Genomic DNA, 18,711 nt, shown 5'->3' with positions numbered 1-18,711 from the left:
ACGTCATGCGAGTTCTCGGGATCAACGCGGTCTTCCACGACCCGGCCGCCGCACTGGTGGTCGACGGCTCGATCGTCGCGGCGGCGGAGGAGGAACGGTTCTCCCGCCGCAAGCACGGCAAGCGCCCGGTGCCGTTCTCGGCGTGGGAGCTGCCGGAGCTGTCCGCGCGCTGGTGCCTCGACCAGGCCGGGCTGACCCCGGCCGACCTCGACGCGGTGGCGTACTCCTACGACCCGGACCTGGTCGACGCCGAGTACGCGCCGTGGGAGGACCTGCGCACCACGTACGCGCGCAAGGCACCGCAGTTCCTGGCGACCGCGTTGCCCGGTCTCGACCCGGAGATCGTGCGGTTCGTGCCGCACCACGTCGCCCACGCCGCGTCCACCGGGCTCGCCGCGCCGTTCGACGGCAACTGCGCGGTGCTCGTGGCGGACGGGCGCGGCGAGTGCGGATCGCATCTCGCCGGACGGTACGTCGACCAGCAGCTGACGACCCTCGCGTCCCAACGGCTGCCGCACTCGCTCGGCCTGATGTACGAGGAGCTGACCGAGCACCTGGGGTTCCTGCGGTCCAGCGACGAGTACAAGGTGATGGCCCTGGCCTCGCACGCCAAGCCGGTGCACCTCGACCTCATGCGCGAGCACGTGCTGGTGCGCGACGGCGGCTTCGAGATCCGCCCGCTGGACTGGAACACGCTCGCGAAGCAGCGCGGCAAGGACGACGAGCTGTCCCAGGAGCACGCGGAACTGGCCGCGAGCGTGCAGGTGCGGCTGGAGGAGGTGCTGCTGGAACTGGTGCGCTGGCTGCACGACCACACCGGCGAGCGGCGGCTGACGATGGCCGGCGGGGTGGCGCTGAACTGCGTCGCCAACACCCGGATCTTCGCCGAGGGGCCGTTCGACGAGGTGTGGGTTCAGCCCGCCGCGGGTGATGCCGGAACGGCACTGGGCGCGGCTCTGCACGTGTCCGACCGGGTGTCCGCGATGCCCGGTGCCGACCTCGGCCGCGGCTTCTCCGACGCCGAGATCGAGTCGGTGCTGCGGACCGCCGCGGTGCCGTTCACCGAACCCGCGGACATCGCCGCCGAGGTCGCGGAAGCGCTGGCCGCGAACAAGATCGTGGCGTGGTTCCAGGGCCGCAGCGAGTACGGGCCGAGGGCGCTCGGCCGCCGTTCGTTGCTCGCGAACCCGTGCTTCCCCGAGAACCTGACGCGGCTCAACGACGTGAAGGGGCGCGAGCAGTTCCGCCCGGTGGCGCCGATGGTGCTGGCCGATCGGGCGGCCGACGTGTTCGAACGCGGCCCGCTGCCCAGCCCCTACATGCTCTTCGTGCACGACGTCCGTCCGGAGTGGATCGACCGGATTCCGGCGGTGGTGCACGTGGACGGCACCGCGCGGGCGCAGACCGTGGCCGACGACCCGTTGCTGGAAAGCATGTTGCGTGAGTTCGAGGCGCGGACCGGTGTGCCGGTCGTGGTCAACACCAGCCTCAACACCGCCGGTCGTCCCATGGTCGACAGCCCGCGCGACGCGCTGGAGTGCTTCGGTTCCTCGCCGATCGACCTGCTCGCCATCGGCCCGTACGCGGTGCGCCGATGAAGTACTCCGTCGTGATCCCGACCGTGGGCCGCCCGGCCCTCGACGAGCTGCTGGACGCACTCGTCGAAGGCGAGGGGCCGGAGCCGTTGGAGATCATCGTCGTGGACGACCGGGAGACCCGGCTCGGCCCGGCCGCCGCGCGCAACAGCGGCTGGCGCGAGGCCCGCGGTGACTGGGTGGCGTTCGTCGACGACGACGTGGTGCTCGCGAAGAACTGGAAGGCCCAGCTGTGCGCTGACCTGGCGGACCTCCCCGACGACGTCGGCGCGAGCCAGGCCAGGATCGTGGTGCCGCTGCCGGAGGACCGCAGGCCGACCGACGCCGAACGCGGCACGGCCGGGCTGGCCTCCGCGCGGTGGATCACCGCGGACATGGCGTACCGGCGGGAAGCGCTGGCGCGGGCGGGCGGCTTCGACGAACGGTTCCCGCGGGCTTACCGCGAGGACGCCGAACTGGCGTTGCGCGTGCAGGACCTCGGCTATCGGATCGTGCGCGGCAAGCGGGTGACCACCCACCCGGTGAAGCCCGCGACGTTCCTGACGAGCGTCGACCAGCAGCGCGGGAACGCCGACGACGCGTTGATGCGGCGGCTGGTGGGCCCCGGGTGGCGTGCCCGCATCGGCGGACGGCCCGGCCGGTTCCGGACGCACGTGCTGACCACGGGTGCCGGCATCGGTGCCGTCCTTTGTGGACTGCTGGGGTGGCGGCGCGCGGCGGTGCGGCTGGGTGCGGTGTGGGCGGCGCTGACCGGGTGGTTCGCGCTGCGGCGGATCGTGCCGGGACCGCGGACGGCCGACGAGGTCGTGCGGATGGTGGTGACGAGCGCGTTGATCCCGCCCGCCGCCTGCTGGCACCGCGTGCGCGGTGAGCTGCGCCATCGGCGGGTGAGGCCGTGAGAATCCTGGTGCTGAGGGCGCTCGGGCTGGGCGATCTGCTGACGGTCGTGCCCGCGCTGCGCGGCCTGCGGGCGGCGTTCCCGCGGTCGGAGATCACGCTCGCGGCGCCGGCGTGGCTGCGGGACGCGGTCGACCGGATCGAGGCGGTCGACCGGTTGCTGCCGACGGAGGAGCTGGCGCCGATCGACTTCGACCGGCCCGACCTCGCGGTGAACCTGCACGGCGTCGGGCCGCAGAGCACCGAACGGCTGATGGAGACACGGCCGCGTGCGATCATCACGGCTCCCGAGCGTGGCCCGAAGCACGAGCTCGTCCGGTGGTGCGACCTGTTGCAGCGCAACGGGATCCACTGCGATCCGGATGACTTCCGGCTGCGCCCGCTCGGCGAACGCACCGACCGGGTGGTGATCCACCCCGGTGCGAGCACCGGCGCGCGGAGGTGGCCGGCGGAGAGGTACGCGGCGGTCGCCCGTGCGTTGGGGGACGTCGTCGTCACCGCAGGTCCAGGCGAGGTCGACCTGGCCCGTCGGGTCGCGCCGAACGTCGTGAGCGGCAGCCTTGCCGAGCTGATGGACCTGGTCGGCACCGCCAGGCTGGTGATCTGCGGCGACACCGGCGTCGCCCACGTCGCCACGGCCTACGGCACGCCATCGGTGCTGTTGTTCGGCCCGGTGTCACCCCGTCTCTGGGGCCCGCGACGCGGCCCGCACCGGGTGCTCTGGCACGGCCGGACCGGCGACACGTTCGCCGACGAGCCCGATCCCGGCCTGTTGCGGATCACCGAGGACGAAGTTCTGGAAGCGGTAGGAGGTGTGCTGTGCGGTCGAAGCGAATCGGCGTCATCGGCGCGGGTTACGTCGGTCTGACGACGGCCGCGTGCTTCGCGCACCTCGGCCACCGGGTGGTCTGCGCCGACTCCGACGAGGCCAAGATCGAGGCGTTGAACGCGGGCGAGGTCTGGTTGCACGAACCCGGCCTGCGCGACCTGGTCGTCAAGGGCCTGGCGACCGGCGACCTGCGGTTCGTGACCGGCAGCGCGGTGTCCGATGTGGACTTCACGTTCGTCTGCGTGCCGACCCCGACCGGCGCGGACGGCGCGGCGGACCTGACGGCCGTGCAAGCGGTGCTGGACAAGGCCTCGCGCGGTGTAGTGCTGAAGTCGACGGTGCCGGTGGGCACCGCGGCGCGGTATCCCGGTGTCGTGTCCAATCCGGAGTTCCTGCGCGAAGGCCACGCCGTCGAGGACTTCCTGCGCCCGCAGCGGATCGTGGTCGGCGCCCAGGACGAACGCCAGGCGCACGCGGTGGCCGAGCTGTACGCCGCGACCGGCGCGCCGGTGGTGCTGACCGACAACACGAGCGCCGAGCTGGTGAAGTACGCGAGCAACTGCTTCCTGGCGCTGAAGCTGTCGTACGTCAACACGCTGGCGGAACTGTGCGAGCACCTGGACGCCGACATCGACGGCGTCACCGAGGGCATGCGGCTCGACGACCGGATCGGCACGTCGTGCCTGCAGCCGGGGCCGGGCTGGGGCGGTTCGTGCCTGCCCAAGGACACCCTAGCGCTGCTCGCGACGGCCAGGGCGGCCGGCGTCGACTTCACGACCCTCGAAGCCGCCGTCACGACTAACCGCCACCAGCCGCACCGGGTGGTCGACCGGATCCGGCAGGAGGTCGGCACGCTCGACGGTGCCGCGATCGGGCTGCTGGGGCTCACGTTCAAGGCAGGCACGAACGACCTGCGCGACTCACCCGCACTGGTGGTCGCGCAACTGCTCGCGCAGGAAGGCGCCCGGCTCACGGCTTACGACCCGTGCGTCAGCGACAGCCGGCCGAACATCGCGGTCCGGGACAGCGCGGCGGAGGTGGCCGGGGACGCGGACCTGCTGGTGGTGCTGACGGAATGGCCGGAGTTCACCGAGCTGGACTGGCCGGACCTGGCGGAGCGGATGGCGGACCCGCGGCTGTTCGACACGCGGAACGTGGTGCCGGAGGAGAAGGTGCGGGAGGCGGGGTTCCGGCTGATCAGGACCGGACGGTAGGGGCGGGCGCTGGCCGGGTCGCTGAACGCGCCGCCCTCGTGGCCGGCCGGCCGGCCACCGAGTTCACGACCGGACGGTAGGGCGGGCGGCCAGCCGGCTACCGAGTCAGGACCGTACGGTGGGCACGCCCAGGTGGACCACCTTCGTCGTGGTCATCTCGTCCAACAGCTCCGGCCCGTACCCGAACCCCGTCCCGGACGCCCCGCGCGGCTGAGCCGCACCACCGGGCGCGCCACCGAACACCGCGTTGACCTTCACCGTCCCGACCGGCAAGGCCCGCCACGCCCGTTGCGCGTGCTCCATCGAGCTGGTCAGCACGGTCGCGGCCAGCCCGTACTCCCCGGAGCACGCCTCGGCCAGCCCCTCGTCGAACGACGACACCAGCTGCACCGGCGCGACCGGGCCGAACGTCTCCTCGCACATGATCCGCATGGCGGCCGTGCAGTCGGTGAGCACGGTCGCCGGGTAGTAGGCGCCGCGTCCCTCCGGCACCGCCCCGCCGACCAGCGCCGACGCCCCCGCCGCCACCGCCGAGGCCACCTGGTCGTGCACGAACGACCGGTGCCGGATGTCCACCAACGGCTGCGGGTCCGCGTTCCACTCCCGCGCCCGTGCGCACAGCGCTTCCAAAAAGGCCGGCGCGATCGCCTTGTGCAGGTAGATCCGTTCGACCGACGTGCACAGCTGGCCCGCGTTGGTGAACGCCCCCAAGGCCGCCTGCGACGCCGCCCACACGGGGTCCACGTCGTCGTCGACGAGCAACGGGTCGTTGCCGCCGTTCTCCAGCAACAGCTTCGCGGAGGAGGCCTGCGCGATCGCCCGGCCCGTGGCGGTGCTGCCGACGTGCGCGACGACATCGACCTCGTCGGAGCGAACCAGCGCCGCACCCACCGAACCATCACCGACCAACGTCTGCAGCACGCCGTCCGGGAAACAGCTCCGCAGCACGGTGGCGAGCAGCAGCCCGGTGTGCGGGCAGCGTTCGCTCGGCTTGTGGATCACGGCGTTCCCGGTCACCAGAGCCGCGCCCAGCAGGCCGCACGCGACCGCGACCGGGTCGTTCCACGGCGTCAGCGCCACCACGACACCGCGCGGTTCGGGAACCATGAAGTCGACCGCGGCACCGAGCAGCGACCGTCCACGATGGACTGGACCGAGCTCGGCGTACTGCGCCAACGTCGAGGCGCCCGCCAGCACACCCTCGCGGGCCGACGCGAACGGCCGTCCCGTCTCGGTCTCCACCACCGTCGCCAGATCGCTCGCCCTCGCCCGCAACGAAAAGGCGGCCTCGTGCAGTGCCGCGCCGCGTTCGGCGGCCGGTACCGCCGCCCATGCCGCGAAGGCGGACCGCGCGGCCGACAGCGCGGCGGTGACGTCGGAGGGGGTTGCGGTGGGAAGCCAGCCGATCAGCTGCGAGTCGCGGGGGCTGTGGACGTCGATGGCGTGCATGGCGGTCATGGCTCGCGGGTACCCGTCAGCGCAGGTCGAAACCTTGGAGGGGTCATGCCCGGACGTCAGGAACTGCCCAGCACGGTGGCCCGTTCGCCGAAGAAGGCGCAGCGGACGTGGATCAAGGCGCACGACTCGGCCGTCGAGACGTACGGAGAGGGCGAACGGGCGCACCGCACCGCGTTCTCGGCGCTCAAGCACAGCTTCGAGAAGGTCGGCGACCACTGGGAGCCCAAGCAGGAGAAGGGGCCGTCCGACGCGCAGGCGGAGCGCAGCACGCCGGCGCAGGGCGAGACGGCCGGCGGCGTGGACGCGAACGCGAGCAAGCAGCACCTCTACGACATCGCGAAGCGGTTGAAGATCGAGGGCCGCTCGCAGATGACCAAGGACGAGCTGGTCGAGGCCATCCGGAAGGCCAACAACCGCGAGACCGCGCGAGCGCGATCGTGAAGGTCGTCGTCACGGGCGCGACCGGCAACGTCGGCACCGCCCTCCTGCGCAGGCTCGCGCAGGAACCCGACATCGAGGTGCACGGCATCTCCCGCCGCCCGCCCGCGGACGCACCGCCGTACCAGGGCATCGGCTGGACACCGCTCGACATCGGCCGGCCCGGCGCCGAGGAGCCGTTGCGAACGGCGTTCGAGAAGGCCGACGCCGTGGTCCACCTCGCGTGGCTCATCCAGCCGTCGCACGACGAACGCGAGCTGTACCGGACGAACGTCGCCGGATCCGCCCGCGTGTTCGACGCCGCGGCGAAAGCCGGTGTGCCGCACCTCGTCCACATGTCGTCGGTCGGCGCGTACTCGCCGTCCAGCAAGACCCGCAGGGTCGACGAGCAGTGGCCGGTCGACGGCGTGAAGACGTCCTTCTACAGCCGGCACAAGGCGGCCGTGGAGCACCTGCTCAACCAGTACGAGACGAGCATGCTGATCTCCCGGCCGCGGCCCGGCCTGATCCTGCAGTCCGACGCGGGGTCCGAGATCCGGGACCTCTTCCTCGGACGTCTGGTGCCGAAGGCGCTGTTCCGGCACCGGATCCCGATCCTGCCGCTGCCGCGTGACCTGGTGCTTCAGTTCGTGCACGCCGACGACGTCGCGGACGGCATCACCCGCATCTTGAGGCAACGGCCGCACGGTCCGGTGAACCTCGTGACCGAGCCGGTCGTCACTCCCCGTGTTCTCGCGGAGGTCCTCGGCGGCAGGCACGTCCCGATGTCGGCGTGGCTGTTGCGTCTACTGGCGAACGTGACCTGGCGACTGCGGCTGCAGCCCACTCCGCCGGGGTGGGTCGATCTGGCCCTCACCGCCCCTCTGCTGGACGCGACCCGCGCGAAGGCGGAACTCGGCTGGGAGCCGAAGTACGACGCGCAGCAGGCACTTCAGGCGCTTTTGCGCGGAATCGGGACCGGGCGGGAGGTCCCGGCGAGCCCGGTCCTGTGAATCGCTTCGCGCAGTAGCGTTTCAAGCCGCCTTTCGCGGCTAAATCTCCTCTATGGACCGGACTTTCGACGCGGTGCTGTTCGACCGCGACGGCACACTCATCGCAGACGTGCCGTACAACGGCGATCCCGCCCGCGTCACGCCGATGCCGGGAGCGCGCGAGGTGCTGCGTGACCTGCGCGCACACGGCCTGCGCACCGGCGTGGTGACCAACCAGTCCGGCATCGGCCGGGGACTGCTGACCGAGCCGCAGGTGGCCGCGGTGAACGCGCGGGTGGAGGAGCTGCTCGGCCGGTTCGGCACCTGGCAGATCTGCCCGCACGCGCCCGAGGACGCCTGCGCGTGCCGCAAACCCGCGCCCGGCCTGGTGCTCGCGGCCTGCGCGGCGCTGGGCGTCAGCCCCCACCGCACGATCGTCGTGGGCGACATCGGCGCGGACGTGGCGGCGGCCGAGGCGGCCGGTGCGGTGCCGCTGCTCGTGCCCACCGGCGTGACCAGGCGCGAAGAGGTCGAACGCGCCCCGCGCACCGCCGCGGACCTGCTGGCCGTGATGGAGATGATCAGGTGAGGACGCTCGTGGCGCGACTCGACAGTGACGGCGACGTGCTGCTCGCCGGCCCCGCGATCCGCGCGGCCGCGGCGGCCGGTGAGGTCGTGCTGCTGTGCGGTCCGCACGGCGTGCATGCGGCGGAACTGCTGCCCGGCGTCACCAGGATCGTCGAGTGGGAGTGCCCGTGGATCGTCCACCCCGCGCCGGACGTCCGCGCGCTCGACATCGAGGCCGTGACGGCGCTGGTGCGCGGTATTCGCGCTGACGTGGCATTGATCCTCACGTCGTTCCACCAGAGCCCGCTGCCGCTCGCACTGGTGTTCCGGCTGGCGGGCGTGCCCAAGATCGTCGCGCGGTCGGTCGACTACCCCGGCTCGCTGCTGGACGTGCGGTTGCGCGACGACCCGGACATCCCGGAGGCGGAACGGGCGCTGCAGGTCGCGCGGGCCGCCGGGTTCGACCTGGAGGACTGCTCGCTCGCGGTCGTCGAGCCGCCGAAGACCCCGTGGTCGCGCTGACCGCGGCGGGGTACCGCGTCGTCGTGACCGGAGGGCCGGCCGAGACCGACCTGACCGAGCACGTCGCGGGCGCGTGCGGGACCGATCTGGGCGGGCGCACCAGCTTCCGCGAGCTGGCCGGGGTGCTGGCGGGTGCCGACGCGGTCGTCGTCGGCAACACCGGCCCCGCGCATCTCGCGGCCGCCGTCGGCACGCCGGTCGTGTCGCTGTTCGCCCCGGTCGTCCCGGCGTCCAGGTGGGCACCGCACGGCAGGCACGTGCTGCTCGGTGACCAGGACGCGCCGTGTCGCGGCAGCCGGGCGCGCGAGTGCCCGGTGCCCGGCCATCCCTGTCTCGACCTGGTCGACCCGGCCGACGTCGTCGCAGCGGTCGCCGAGGTGACGGCATGAGGATTCTGCTGTGGCACGTGCACGGTTCCTGGACGCACGCGTTCGTCCAGGGCGGACACGACTACCTGGTCCCCGGACCGCCGGACGGACTCGGGCTCGCCGGACGTCCGTGGCGGGCGAAGGAAGTCCGTCTGTCCGAATTGGACTCGGAGAGCGTCGACGTCGCGGTCGTGCAACGGGTCGAGGAACTCTCGCAGGTACCGGCCGGCATCCCGGTCGTGTACCTGGAGCACAACACACCGCGCGCACCGGCGGAGGAGCACCCGCTCGCCGACTGGGACGGGGTGCTGGTCCACGTCACGCACTTCAACGACCTGATGTGGGACTGCGGCTCCACCAGGACCGTCGTCATCGAGCACGGTGTCGTCGATCCGGGGCCGCTCTACACCGGCGAGCTCGCGCGGGCGGCGTCGGTGATCAACGAACCGGTCCGGCGCGGCCGGATCGTCGGAGCGGACCTGCTGCCGAGGTTCGCGCCGATCGACGTGTTCGGCATGGGGACCGAACAGCTTCCCGGCGGCAGAGGTGACCATGACCTGGACTCGTTGCACCACGAGCTCGCGCGGTATCGCGTCTACGTGCACACCGCGCGCTGGACGTCGCTCGGGCTGTCCCTGTTGGAGGCCATGCACATCGGCATGCCGGTGGTCGCGCTGGCGTCGACAGAGGCCGTGCGCGCCGTGTCCGCGGACGTCGGCGCGATCTCGACGAACGTGGACGAACTGGTCGGTGCGACGCGGGAGCTGATCGCGGATCCCGCACTGGCGAAGGAGAAAGGACAACGGGCCCGCGAGTTCGCGCTGGCTCACCACGGGCTCGATGCGTTCCTGCGCAACTGGGACGTGCTGCTGAAGGAGGTGATCGGATGAGGATCGCGATGGTGTCGGAGCACGCCAGCCCGCTCGCGGCTCTGGGTGGTGCCGACGCGGGAGGGCAGAACGTGCACGTGGCCGCCCTGGCGGCCGCACTCGTACGACGAGGTCACGAGGTCGTGGTCTACACGAGGCGCGATGCCCGCGGACTGCCGCAACGCGCCGACACCCCTGACGGTTACATGGTCGTGCACGTGCCGGCCGGACCGGCGAAGCACGTGCCGAAGGACGAGCTCCTGCCGCACATGACCGACTTCTCCCGGTTCCTGATGAAGGACTGGCAGGACGCGCGACCGGACGTGGTGCACAGCCACTTTTGGATGTCCGGCCTGGCCGCGGTGCTGGCGGTGCGGCGCGACCACATCCCGGTCGTGCACACCTATCACGCCCTCGGCACGGTGAAGCGCCGCCACCAGGGCGAGCAGGACACCAGCCCGCACGACCGGATCACCATGGAACGCCTGGTCGGGCACGAGGTGAACGCCATCGCGGCCACGTGCGACGACGAGGTCGACGAGCTGATCGCCATGGGGCTGAGGCGGCACAAGATCACGGTCGTGCCCTGTGGCGTGGACACGAAGCTGTTCACCCCCGCCGGGCCGGTCGCCGGCCGGTCGGCGCAGCACCGGATCGTGTCGGTCGGCAGGCTGGTGCGGCGCAAGGGGTTCGACGACCTCATCGCCGCGCTGCCGCTGGTCCCGGACACCGAGCTGGTGATCGCGGGCGGCCCGCCCGACCTGAAGTCCGACCCCGAGGCGCAACGGCTGCTCGCGTGCGCCGAGGCGCACGGGGTGTCCGACCGTGTGCACCTGATCGGACAGGTACCGCGCACGGACATGCCCGCGTTGCTGCGCTCTGCGGACGTGGTGGCGTGCGTGCCGTGGTACGAACCGTTCGGCATCGTGCCGTTGGAGGCGATGGCGTGCGGCGTGCCGGTCGTGGCCTCGGCGGTCGGTGGGCTCACCGACACCGTGGTCAACGGCGTCACCGGTCTGCTGACCCCACCCCGTGATCCCAGAAATCTGGGCCGCGCGTTGCGCAAGGTGCTCGGGGACGCGTCCCGCGGCATGGCCTTCGGCATCGCCGGGCAGGACCGGGTGGACGCCAGGTACACGTGGGACGAGGTCGCGGCCCGCACGGAGCTCATCTACCGGCGGGTGCGGATCGGCGGCGGTCTGGCGGTGGCCCGGTGACGGTCGAAAAGCACCTCAACGGACTGACCGACACGCTGGCAGGCCTGCGCGCACAGGCCTCGCGCGTCAGTCGCTGGGGCACGCTGCTCGCCCGCGTGCTCTCCGACGGAGGCAAGGTGCTCGCGGCCGGCAACGGCGGATCCGCCGCCGAGGCGCAGCACCTCACCGCCGAACTGGTCGGCCGCTACCGGCACGACCGCGCGCCGTTCTCCGCGCTGGCACTGTGCGCCGAGACCTCCAGCGTCACCGCGATCGCCAACGACTACGGCTACGACCAGGTGTTCGCCCGTCAGGTGACCGCGCACGCGCGTCCCGGCGATCTCGTGATCCTGTTGTCCACCAGCGGAAGCAGCCCGAACCTGCTGGAGGCGGCGCACGCCGCCCGGCTGGCGGGCGCGACCGTGTGGGCGATGACCGGACCGGTGCCGAACCCGCTGGCCACCCTGGCCGACGAGACGCTCGCACTGCCCGGCGACCCGTGCCACGTGCAGGAGGCGCAGCTGGTGGTCGTGCACGCGTTGTGCGAGGCCTTCGAAGCCGCGCTGCCCTCGGCCTTCCGGAGGGCGTCGTGAGACTGGTCGTGGTGGGCGACGCGTTGCTGGACGTCGACGTGGAGGGCACGGTCTCGCGGGTCTGCCCGGACGCTCCGGCACCGGTGCTGGACGTCGTCGGTGAGCACGCCCGTGCCGGCGGGGCGGCGCTGGCGGCGACCATGGCCGCCCGCGACGGCGTGAACGTGACGCTGGTCAGCGCGCTGTCCGACGACGAGACGGGCGAGCGGCTGCGGTCGCTGATCGACGTTCCCGGAGTGTTCGGGCGTACCGACTGTGTGCCGGCGAAGACCCGGTTGCGGTGCGACGGAACGTCTCTGGCCCGAGTCGACCGCGGTGGCACGTCCGGGCCGCCGCGGGTGACCGACGACATGCTGGACGTGGTGCTGTCCGCCGACTTCGTGCTGGCGTCCGACTACGGCCGCGGGCTGTTGCGCGACGAACGGCTGCGGTCGGTGCTCACCCGCGTGCCGGTGGTCTGGGATCCGCATCCGCGCGGCCCGGCTCCGGTCGCCGGGGTGCGGCTCGCGACACCGAACCTGGCCGAGGCGGCGAAGTTCAGCGGCGTGGCCGACCCGGACGAGGCGGCGCGTGCGCTGCTGGCGGACTGGCGGGCACGGGCCGTGGTGGTGACGCTGGGCGGCAAGGGTGCCTTGCTCCACTGTGGAGGGACGCCGATCGCGGTGCCCGCGCCGCCGGTGCCGGTGGCCGACCCCTGCGGTGCGGGGGACCGGTTCGCCGTGACGGCGGCCGTGCGGCTGGCGGCCGGTGCCGCTCCGGACGACGCCGTGGCCGACGCGGTGGCGGCCGCGGCCGAGTTCCTCGCGCACGGCGGGGTTTCCGGTATGCGCGCTCCGCTTCCGTCCACTGTGGACGAGGTCAGGGCGCGCGGCGGGATCGTCGTCGCGACCGGAGGTTGTTTCGACGTCCTGCACACCGGACACGTGCGGATGCTGGCCGCCGCACGTGCTCTGGGCGACTGTCTCGTGGTGTGCCTGAACTCAGACCTGTCGGTGCGGCGGTTGAAAGGTGAGGGACGACCGGTCAACCGCCAGGACGAGCGCGTCGAGGTGTTGAAGGCGCTGGAGTCCGTGGACGACGTGGTCGTGTTCGGTGAGGACACACCGGAGCACGTGCTGGGCCGGTTGCGGCCGGACGTGTGGGTGAAGGGCGGCGACTACAGCGCCGACCTGCTGCCGGAAGCCGCCGTGCTGCGGCGTTGGGGTGGGCGCACGGTCATCGTGCCGTACCACCGGGGACGTTCGACGACCGAGATCTTGGCGAGGAGGGGTTGATGCTGGGCAACGTGCTGGTGACCGGAGGTGCCGGTGGGCTGGGGGCGGCGGTCGTCCAGGCCGTGCGCGAGGCCGGCGGGACACCGCTGGTGCTGGACAAGTCGGCACCCTCGACGGCGGAGTTCGAACTGGTCGACCTGGCCGACGGACGTGCCGCCGAGGCCGCGGTGCGGACGCTGGCCGAGCGCTGTGGCGGGTTCAGCGGAGTCGTGACCGCGGCCGGGATCGACCGGTGCGGCACGCTGGCCGAGGTGCCGGCCGAGGAGTGGGAACAGGTCGTGCGGGTCAACCTGTTCGGCACCGCGGCGGTGGTGCGGGCGGCGTTGCCGCACCTGGAGAACGGGCGGGTGGTGACGGTCGCGTCCACGCTCGGGTTGCGGGCGGTCAGCGACGCCACGGCCTACTGCGCCTCGAAGTTCGGGGTCGTGGGGTTCACCCGCGCACTCGCCGCGGAGACCGCGGGCCGCGTCGGGGTCACGCTGGTGGTGCCCGGCGGGATGCGGACGAACTTCTTCGACGACCGGACCGAGCAGTACCGTCCGACGGACTTCGAGAAGCTCAACCCGCCGGACCGGGTGGCGGCCGCGATCCTGTTCGCGCTGACCCAGCCGAAGGACTGCGAGCTCCGCGAACTGGTGATCGCGCACGCCGAAGAGCCCTCTTGGCCGTAGGTTCGGATTTTCGCTCTTTCGGGTAATAGTCCCGCATGAACGGTGAGGACGAGCTCGAAGAGCTGGACGAGGAGTCGTTGCACGACAGCGAAGCGTTGCCTGCCGAGCGCCCGAACCCGCTGATCATCGCCGCCAGCGTCACGGCCCGCGGCGGCCTGCTCTGGCTCCCGGTCGCGGGACTGCTCGCGTTGTCGGGCAGGAAGAAGGCCGCCAGGCGCGCGCTCACCGCCGCGGCCGTGGCGATGCCGGTCGGTCACCTCGTGAGCCTCGTCGTGCACCGCCGCAGGCCACCGGCGGCGAACATGCCCGCGCGCCGGGCGTTGCCGGAACACCCGGACTCGTCGTCGTTCCCGTCCAAGCACGCGGTGACGGCCGCCGCGTTCGGCACCGCCACCGCGTTGGAGGACCGCGAGGCCGCGGTGTTCGTGACGCCGTTGGTGCTCCTGGTCGCCTACAGCCGCCTCAGGACCCGTGTGCACTGGCCCACGGACGTCCTGGGCGGCCTGGCGATCGGCGCGCTGGTCGCACTGGCTCAGGCAGGGATCGGCCGTTCCGCCAGGGCCAGGGCGACGGCGTGCAGGTTGGCGGCCATGGTGCGGCCGGTGCTCTCCGACCACTCGTGACCCTCGTCGGTCTCGGAGTAGCTCGGGCCCGGCCCCGGTCCGCGGTTCCAGTACGTCCACGACTGGCCCGGGATGGTGTAGCCGATGTCGCCCAGGCCCCCGCTGATCTCGCTGATCACGTGGTGGGCGCCGTCCTCGTTGCCGGTCACCACGACCCCGGCGACCCGGTTGTAGGCGACCGGCCGATCCTCGTCGTCGGTCTCGGAGATCATCGCGTCCATCCGCTCCAGCGCCCGTTGCGCGAGCGAGGACGGCCGCCCCACCCACGTCGGCGTCGCGAACACCAGGATCTCCGCGTCCAGCAGGGCGGCGTGGATGCGCGGCCACTCGTCGCCGGGCCCCTCGTCGGTCCGCACGCCCGGCGGGACGTCGTGGTCCGCGAGCCGGAACGTGGTGACCTCGACGTCCTTCTTCGTCAGCTCGTCGACGACCACCTGGGCGAGCAGGTCGGTGTTGGACTTCTCCGGTGACTTCTTCAGGGTGCAGTTGAGCACCACGGCACGCATCAGGGCTGCCTCCACTTCACGTCGGTGAGCATTCCACTGGCCTGCGGGCCCATCAGCGACATGCCGCCGTCCACGACGAACGACGCGCCCGTCACGTAACCGGCGGCGGGGGTGGCCAGGAACGCGACCACGGCCGCGACCTCCTGGGCGTGACCGGGACGTCCGAGCGGCACACCGGGACGGGGCTGGGTGTGCGGGTCGACGTCCTCCTGGCCGGTCATCGGCGTCGAGATCTCGCCGGGTGCCACGGAGTTGACGGTGATGCCGTGCTCGGACAGTTCGAGCGCGAGCACCTGGGTCAGCGCGCCGAGCCCGGCCTTCGCGGCGCAGTAGGGCGCGGCACCGACGCGCGGCAGGTGCTCGTGCACCGAGGTGATGTTGATGATCCGGCCGCCGCGCCCGGCGTCGATCATGTGCTTGGCCGCGCGCTGGCAGCACAGGAACGCGCCGTCCAGGTCGACCGAGAGCACCGAGCGCCAGGTGTCGAACGGCATGTCCATCACCTTCTGGCTGCTGCCGGTGCCCGCGCAGTTCACCAGGACGTCGACCCCGCCCAGCTCCTCGGCCAGTTCGTCGACGACGGCGGCCGCGGTGGGCAGGTCGGTGAGGTCGAGCTGCCGGACCGCGCACCTGGCGCCGGCCTCGCGCACCTGGTCGGCGGTCTGCGCGGCACCGTCGGCGTCGCGGTGGTAGGTGATGCCGACGTCGACACCACCGCCCGCCAGCGCGACGGCGACCGCCTTGCCGATCCCGGAGTCCGACCCTGTCACAACGGCGTAGAGGAGTGCGTTCATGGCAGGCGTGTACCCACGGGCTTCGCGGACATGCGAAGGCCGAAGTGGTTCAGCGTCTTGGGCAGCGGCTCGCCCAGCGCGGGGAACGTGAGGTGCTCGCTGAGCGCGTCGAGCATCGCGCTGCCGGTCGTGAGCACGAGGTCGCGGCCGGGGCACACGCCTGGCCCGCCGCTGAACGGCACGATCGCCGGGTCGAGCGGCCGGTCCCAGATCTCCGGTGCGTACCGGTCCGCGTACGGCAGGCGGTCCGGATCGCGGTGGAAGAACGGCGTGAACACCACGAACTCGGTCTTCTTCGGCAGCCAGGTGCCGTGCCAGCGCGTCGGTTGGGTGCTCTCGCGCAGGATCACCGGCGTCGTCGGCCACAGCCGGGCCGATTCCAGGATGCCGTGCGTGCCGCGTCCGCCGATGGCCAGCGCGCGCATGGTCACGATGCCGGCCGCGTCGAACGCGAACAGCCAGTGCGGCACCTGGTCGGGCAGCTCGGGGTGGTACTCGTCGAGCCTGCGCTGGAACCGTTCCCGCAGATCCTCCTGCCGCGGGTGCAGGAACGCCCAGTTCGCGTTCTGCCGCAGCGCCTTGAGGTCGTCGGTGAGCTGGTCGTCGTCGCGGGCGCGGTCACCGAGCACGATCCTGCGCACGATCCGCCACCACGCCTGGTTGAACGAGTCCCAGGTCAGCTCGCCGGTGCTCATCACGTGCCTGGTCAGCAGATCGGCCTCGTCGCGCACCACCGCGTCGATCCGCTCGCGGTCGGGCCTCAGCGCGCGTTCGTTGAGCTCCCGGCGCCGTTCCCTGTCCTGGCCCTCCGAGATGAGGACGCCGTGCGGCTGGAAGTGCTTGAGCGCGGCCTTCTTCTCCTCGGTCGCCAGTGCGAACGGCTCCGGCGACTCGGCGAGGAGCCGGCCGACGTCCGCGGGGTCGACCAGAACCGCGACGCTGCGCCCGGTGATGCGCAACCGCACCGGTTCCGGACCGTAGCGGTCGCGCAGGTGCCGCATCGCGTCGATGGCGGTCGCGTCGGACTGCATCTTCTCGGAGAACGCCATCACGCCCGGCCGGCGCACGATGACGCCCTTGGCCAGCGTGGGCAGCAGCACCTTCGCCAGCACTCGGGTCGTGTCGAGTCGTGAAGAGATCGCCATGGTCACGGCTACCCACAGTGCCGTGACCGCCAACCTTCACCGCGTGTTCGACGCTCAGCAGGACACCTCACGGCACTGGGTGACCCAGGTGTGAACCGCCCTGACCGGGGGTATTCGCGGATCGGCTCGAACCAGGAGGTCGTGATGCCAGCGGGATCGAACGCGAAACGTGAACGCCAGTACGAACACATCAAGGACTCCGCCCGCAGCCGTGGCGCTTCACCCAAGCGGGCGAAGGAGATCGCCGCCCGCACGGTGAACAAGAACCGCGCCCAGTCCGGCGAGTCCAAGACGGCGAGCAAGTCGTCCACGAAGGACATGTCGCCGCAGAAGCGCGGCGGGCAGCGGTCGGGCACCAACAGGCCGAAGGGGCCGACCAAGGAACAGCTCTACAACGAGGCCAAGAAGAAGAACATCAGGGGACGCTCCACGATGACGAAGAAGGAGCTCGCGGACGCGCTGGGACGCTGACGTGGCCGAAGTGGACAAGACCTCGGCGCTGACGATCCTCACCGCTGAGCACTACACGTTGCAGATGGTGCGCACCGCGACGATCACCGACGCGGCGAGCCGGGCAGGTCAGCTGCTGACCACCATCTCCGCGTCGATGATCGCGCTCGGGTTCGTCGCCCAGGTGGTGCCGCTGAAGGTGCTGCTCACGCTCGTGCTGGTGCTCTTCACCGGCCTGTTCGCGATCGGCCTCGCCACCCTGTTCCGCACCGTGGAGCTGACGATCGAGGACGTGCAGGCGGGCCTGGGCATCAACCGGATCCGGCACGTCTACGGCGATCTCGAACCGTCCACGAAGGACGTCTTCGTCCGGCAGATGCACGACGAGACCGCGGCCGTGGAGGCCGACTCCGGGCAGACCGGGTGGCGCAAGGCCAGGCGACCCCGGCTCATCGGCACCACGCTGGGCGTGGCCGGGTTCGTGAACCTGGTCAACGGACTCGTCGCCGGCGCCATCGCGGGCGCGGCCTGCGGCCTGCTCGACGCGGGCCTGACGTGGTCGATCGCCGTCGGTGCGGGCACCGCGGTGGCCGTGATCAGCGCGTTCGGCGTGGCTCTCGGACGGATCGGACGGCGCGGCGTCGCGCCCATCAGCACCCGCTATCCCAGGAACGACTAAGAGGAGGACCGCCGTGCAGTACGACGTCGTCGACCTGATCATGCAGGACCACCGCGAGGTGGAGCGCCTGTTCGACGAGCTGAAGAACCACCCGGAGAAACGCCCGCTGCTCACCCCGGTGATCTGCGGCCTGCTCGTCGCCCACAGCCGGGCGGAGGAGTCCGAGGTCTACCCGGTCGCCAAGCAGGAGGCGGGCGAGACCGAGGAGGTCGAACACAGCCAGCACGAGCACGCCGAGGCCGAGCAGCTGCTCGCGAAGCTGCTCGACTGCGACTACGACTCGCCGCAGTACGACGAGATGCTGCAAAAGGTCGTCGAGGCGATCACGCACCACGTCCAGGAGGAGGAGAAGTCCGTCCTGCCGGGCATGAAGACCCGCCTGAGCGACGAACGCCGCCACGAGCTCGGTGAGAAGTTCGCGCGGGTGCGCGCCGAGCACCTCGGCGACATCCCCGGCCAGGCGAGCAGGGAGGAACTGCTCGCGCAGGCCCGCAACTACGGTGTGGAGAACGCCTCGTCGATGACCAAGGCCGAGCTGCAGAAGGAGATGCAGAAGGCCGCCGCCGAGTAGCTCAGGGCACGTCGAGCTTGAACGGGTCGTGCTCGGTGAGCAGCTTGTCCAGCCGGGCTCTGTCCACCCGGCTGGCGATGTAGCTGTCCTCCTGCCGATCCCGGATCACCTTGGCCAGCGTGAACGCCGAGGTGACCGTGTAGAGCATCGCGATGCCCAGGAACGCGCGCACCCACCCGTCAACGGGCAGGAACACGACCCCGATGCCGACGGCGGTCAGCGAGAGCCCGAACGACAGGACCGCCTGCAGGTAGAACGCGGGCGTCGTCGGGGTGTGCGCGGAGTTGGAAGAAGTCATGATCCTGAGAGTCCTGCGTCACCGCGGGAGTGTCATGAGTACTGCTACTCATGTCCGGGTCACGACCTGGTCGCCGTCCCGCGACCGGAAGTAGGGGGGCGAGGGCGCCAACACCCCCCCCCCGGGGGGGGGGGGACGGCCGGGGCCCCCCGCGCCGGGGGGGGCGCGCGGCGCCCGCGCGCG

At 71.6% G+C, this 18,711-nt stretch carries 23 protein-coding genes; 18 read left to right on the top strand and 5 right to left on the bottom strand.

The features are described 5' to 3' along the window. The first annotated feature begins 5 nt into the window (after positions 1–5). The 4 genes from ACWEIJ_RS40325 to ACWEIJ_RS40310 are packed head-to-tail and all read left to right on the top strand — an operon-like array spanning position 6 to position 4,535. A complete protein-coding gene (locus ACWEIJ_RS40325; RefSeq protein ID WP_449842556.1) occupies positions 6–1,598 on the top strand; it encodes a carbamoyltransferase family protein in 1,593 nt (530 codons plus the stop codon). Beyond that, a complete protein-coding gene (locus tag ACWEIJ_RS40320) occupies positions 1,595–2,494 on the top strand; it encodes a glycosyltransferase (RefSeq protein ID WP_449842555.1) in 900 nt (299 codons plus the stop codon). Before ACWEIJ_RS40325 ends, ACWEIJ_RS40320 begins: the two co-directional genes overlap by 4 nt. Further along, entirely contained in the window at positions 2,491–3,360 is an 870-nt protein-coding gene (locus ACWEIJ_RS40315; protein WP_449842554.1) for a glycosyltransferase family 9 protein, read from the top strand. The genes ACWEIJ_RS40320 and ACWEIJ_RS40315 overlap by 4 nt, the downstream gene beginning before the upstream one ends. Next, the gene (locus ACWEIJ_RS40310; protein ID WP_449842553.1) at positions 3,312–4,535 is read left to right on the top strand and encodes a UDP-glucose dehydrogenase family protein; all 1,224 of its coding nucleotides are present in this window, start codon (positions 3,312–3,314) and stop codon (positions 4,533–4,535) included. The genes ACWEIJ_RS40315 and ACWEIJ_RS40310 overlap by 49 nt, the downstream gene beginning before the upstream one ends. 105 nt (positions 4,536–4,640) lie before the next feature. On the opposite strand, the gene ACWEIJ_RS40305 is transcribed toward ACWEIJ_RS40310, so the two are convergent. Beyond that, the gene (locus tag ACWEIJ_RS40305) at positions 4,641–5,993 is read right to left on the bottom strand and encodes an aldehyde dehydrogenase family protein (RefSeq protein WP_449842552.1); all 1,353 of its coding nucleotides are present in this window, start codon (positions 5,991–5,993) and stop codon (positions 4,641–4,643) included. A 45-nt stretch (positions 5,994–6,038) separates the two neighbouring features. On the opposite strand from ACWEIJ_RS40305, the gene ACWEIJ_RS40300 reads away from it, so the two are divergent. From ACWEIJ_RS40300 to ACWEIJ_RS40250, 11 genes are read left to right on the top strand one after another with little or no spacing between them, the layout of a single operon-like run. After that, a complete protein-coding gene (locus tag ACWEIJ_RS40300) occupies positions 6,039–6,434 on the top strand; it encodes a ChaB family protein (protein ID WP_449842551.1) in 396 nt (131 codons plus the stop codon). Continuing rightward, positions 6,431–7,423, top strand: a complete 993-nt coding sequence (locus tag ACWEIJ_RS40295; protein ID WP_449842550.1) for an NAD-dependent epimerase/dehydratase family protein — start codon at positions 6,431–6,433, stop codon at positions 7,421–7,423. The genes ACWEIJ_RS40300 and ACWEIJ_RS40295 overlap by 4 nt, the downstream gene beginning before the upstream one ends. 52 nt (positions 7,424–7,475) lie before the next feature. Next, a complete protein-coding gene (locus ACWEIJ_RS40290) occupies positions 7,476–7,991 on the top strand; it encodes a D-glycero-alpha-D-manno-heptose-1,7-bisphosphate 7-phosphatase (protein ID WP_449842549.1) in 516 nt (171 codons plus the stop codon). Further along, the gene (locus ACWEIJ_RS40285; RefSeq protein ID WP_449842548.1) at positions 7,988–8,491 is read left to right on the top strand and encodes a glycosyltransferase family 9 protein; all 504 of its coding nucleotides are present in this window, start codon (positions 7,988–7,990) and stop codon (positions 8,489–8,491) included. Before ACWEIJ_RS40290 ends, ACWEIJ_RS40285 begins: the two co-directional genes overlap by 4 nt. After that, on the top strand, positions 8,479–8,880 hold the full coding sequence (locus ACWEIJ_RS40280) for a glycosyltransferase family 9 protein (protein ID WP_449842547.1): 402 nt from the start codon (positions 8,479–8,481) through the stop codon (positions 8,878–8,880). The genes ACWEIJ_RS40285 and ACWEIJ_RS40280 overlap by 13 nt, the downstream gene beginning before the upstream one ends. Then, positions 8,877–9,749: a glycosyltransferase gene (locus ACWEIJ_RS40275; protein ID WP_449842546.1), complete on the top strand. Its 873-nt coding sequence runs from the start codon at positions 8,877–8,879 to the stop codon at positions 9,747–9,749. The genes ACWEIJ_RS40280 and ACWEIJ_RS40275 overlap by 4 nt, the downstream gene beginning before the upstream one ends. After that, entirely contained in the window at positions 9,746–10,945 is a 1,200-nt protein-coding gene (locus ACWEIJ_RS40270; protein WP_449842545.1) for a glycosyltransferase, read from the top strand. The genes ACWEIJ_RS40275 and ACWEIJ_RS40270 overlap by 4 nt, the downstream gene beginning before the upstream one ends. Further along, positions 10,942–11,517: a D-sedoheptulose-7-phosphate isomerase gene (locus ACWEIJ_RS40265; RefSeq protein WP_449842544.1), complete on the top strand. Its 576-nt coding sequence runs from the start codon at positions 10,942–10,944 to the stop codon at positions 11,515–11,517. Before ACWEIJ_RS40270 ends, ACWEIJ_RS40265 begins: the two co-directional genes overlap by 4 nt. Beyond that, on the top strand, positions 11,514–12,791 hold the full coding sequence (gene rfaE2, locus ACWEIJ_RS40260; protein ID WP_449842543.1) for a D-glycero-beta-D-manno-heptose 1-phosphate adenylyltransferase: 1,278 nt from the start codon (positions 11,514–11,516) through the stop codon (positions 12,789–12,791). Before ACWEIJ_RS40265 ends, rfaE2 begins: the two co-directional genes overlap by 4 nt. Then, the gene (locus ACWEIJ_RS40255; protein ID WP_449842542.1) at positions 12,791–13,462 is read left to right on the top strand and encodes an SDR family oxidoreductase; all 672 of its coding nucleotides are present in this window, start codon (positions 12,791–12,793) and stop codon (positions 13,460–13,462) included. Before rfaE2 ends, ACWEIJ_RS40255 begins: the two co-directional genes overlap by 1 nt. Before the next feature lie 35 nt (positions 13,463–13,497). Then, a complete protein-coding gene (locus ACWEIJ_RS40250; RefSeq protein ID WP_449842541.1) occupies positions 13,498–14,085 on the top strand; it encodes a phosphatase PAP2 family protein in 588 nt (195 codons plus the stop codon). Here ACWEIJ_RS40250 and ACWEIJ_RS40245 read toward each other — a convergent pair. Genes ACWEIJ_RS40245 through ACWEIJ_RS40235 form a run of 3 tightly spaced genes read right to left on the bottom strand, consistent with a single transcriptional unit; the run spans position 13,995 to position 16,530 of the window. Continuing rightward, positions 13,995–14,591, bottom strand: a complete 597-nt coding sequence (locus ACWEIJ_RS40245) for a flavodoxin family protein (protein ID WP_449842540.1) — start codon at positions 14,589–14,591, stop codon at positions 13,995–13,997. The genes ACWEIJ_RS40250 and ACWEIJ_RS40245 overlap by 91 nt on opposite strands. Continuing rightward, positions 14,591–15,385, bottom strand: coding sequence for an SDR family oxidoreductase (locus tag ACWEIJ_RS40240; protein ID WP_449842539.1), 795 nt, complete (start codon positions 15,383–15,385; stop codon positions 14,591–14,593). Before ACWEIJ_RS40240 ends, ACWEIJ_RS40245 begins: the two co-directional genes overlap by 1 nt. Beyond that, positions 15,382–16,530: a cytochrome P450 gene (locus ACWEIJ_RS40235; RefSeq protein ID WP_449842633.1), complete on the bottom strand. Its 1,149-nt coding sequence runs from the start codon at positions 16,528–16,530 to the stop codon at positions 15,382–15,384. The genes ACWEIJ_RS40240 and ACWEIJ_RS40235 overlap by 4 nt, the downstream gene beginning before the upstream one ends. A 144-nt stretch (positions 16,531–16,674) precedes the next feature. Here ACWEIJ_RS40235 and ACWEIJ_RS40230 point away from each other — a divergent pair, with 144 nt between their 5' ends. Genes ACWEIJ_RS40230 through ACWEIJ_RS40220 form a run of 3 tightly spaced genes read left to right on the top strand, consistent with a single transcriptional unit; the run spans position 16,675 to position 18,230 of the window. Further along, positions 16,675–17,001 carry a plasmid stabilization protein gene (locus ACWEIJ_RS40230; RefSeq protein ID WP_355455131.1) on the top strand — a complete coding sequence of 109 codons (327 nt, stop codon included), beginning with the start codon at positions 16,675–16,677 and terminating at the stop codon, positions 16,999–17,001. A 1-nt stretch (position 17,002) separates the two neighbouring features. Then, positions 17,003–17,659 carry a hypothetical protein gene (locus tag ACWEIJ_RS40225; protein ID WP_449842538.1) on the top strand — a complete coding sequence of 219 codons (657 nt, stop codon included), beginning with the start codon at positions 17,003–17,005 and terminating at the stop codon, positions 17,657–17,659. A gap of 13 nt (positions 17,660–17,672) precedes the next feature. Then, positions 17,673–18,230 (top strand): hemerythrin domain-containing protein, encoded by a 558-nt coding sequence (locus ACWEIJ_RS40220; protein WP_449842537.1) that lies wholly within the window; start codon positions 17,673–17,675, stop codon positions 18,228–18,230. Between the two features lies 1 nt (position 18,231). Here the strand turns inward: ACWEIJ_RS40220 and ACWEIJ_RS40215 are convergent, their stop codons facing one another. Next, the gene (locus ACWEIJ_RS40215; RefSeq protein ID WP_449842536.1) at positions 18,232–18,528 is read right to left on the bottom strand and encodes a YiaA/YiaB family inner membrane protein; all 297 of its coding nucleotides are present in this window, start codon (positions 18,526–18,528) and stop codon (positions 18,232–18,234) included. Positions 18,529–18,711 lie beyond the last annotated feature (183 nt).

The organism is Lentzea sp. NPDC004789 (assembly GCF_053601075.1).
This window is presented reverse-complemented; position numbering and strand designations above follow the sequence as displayed.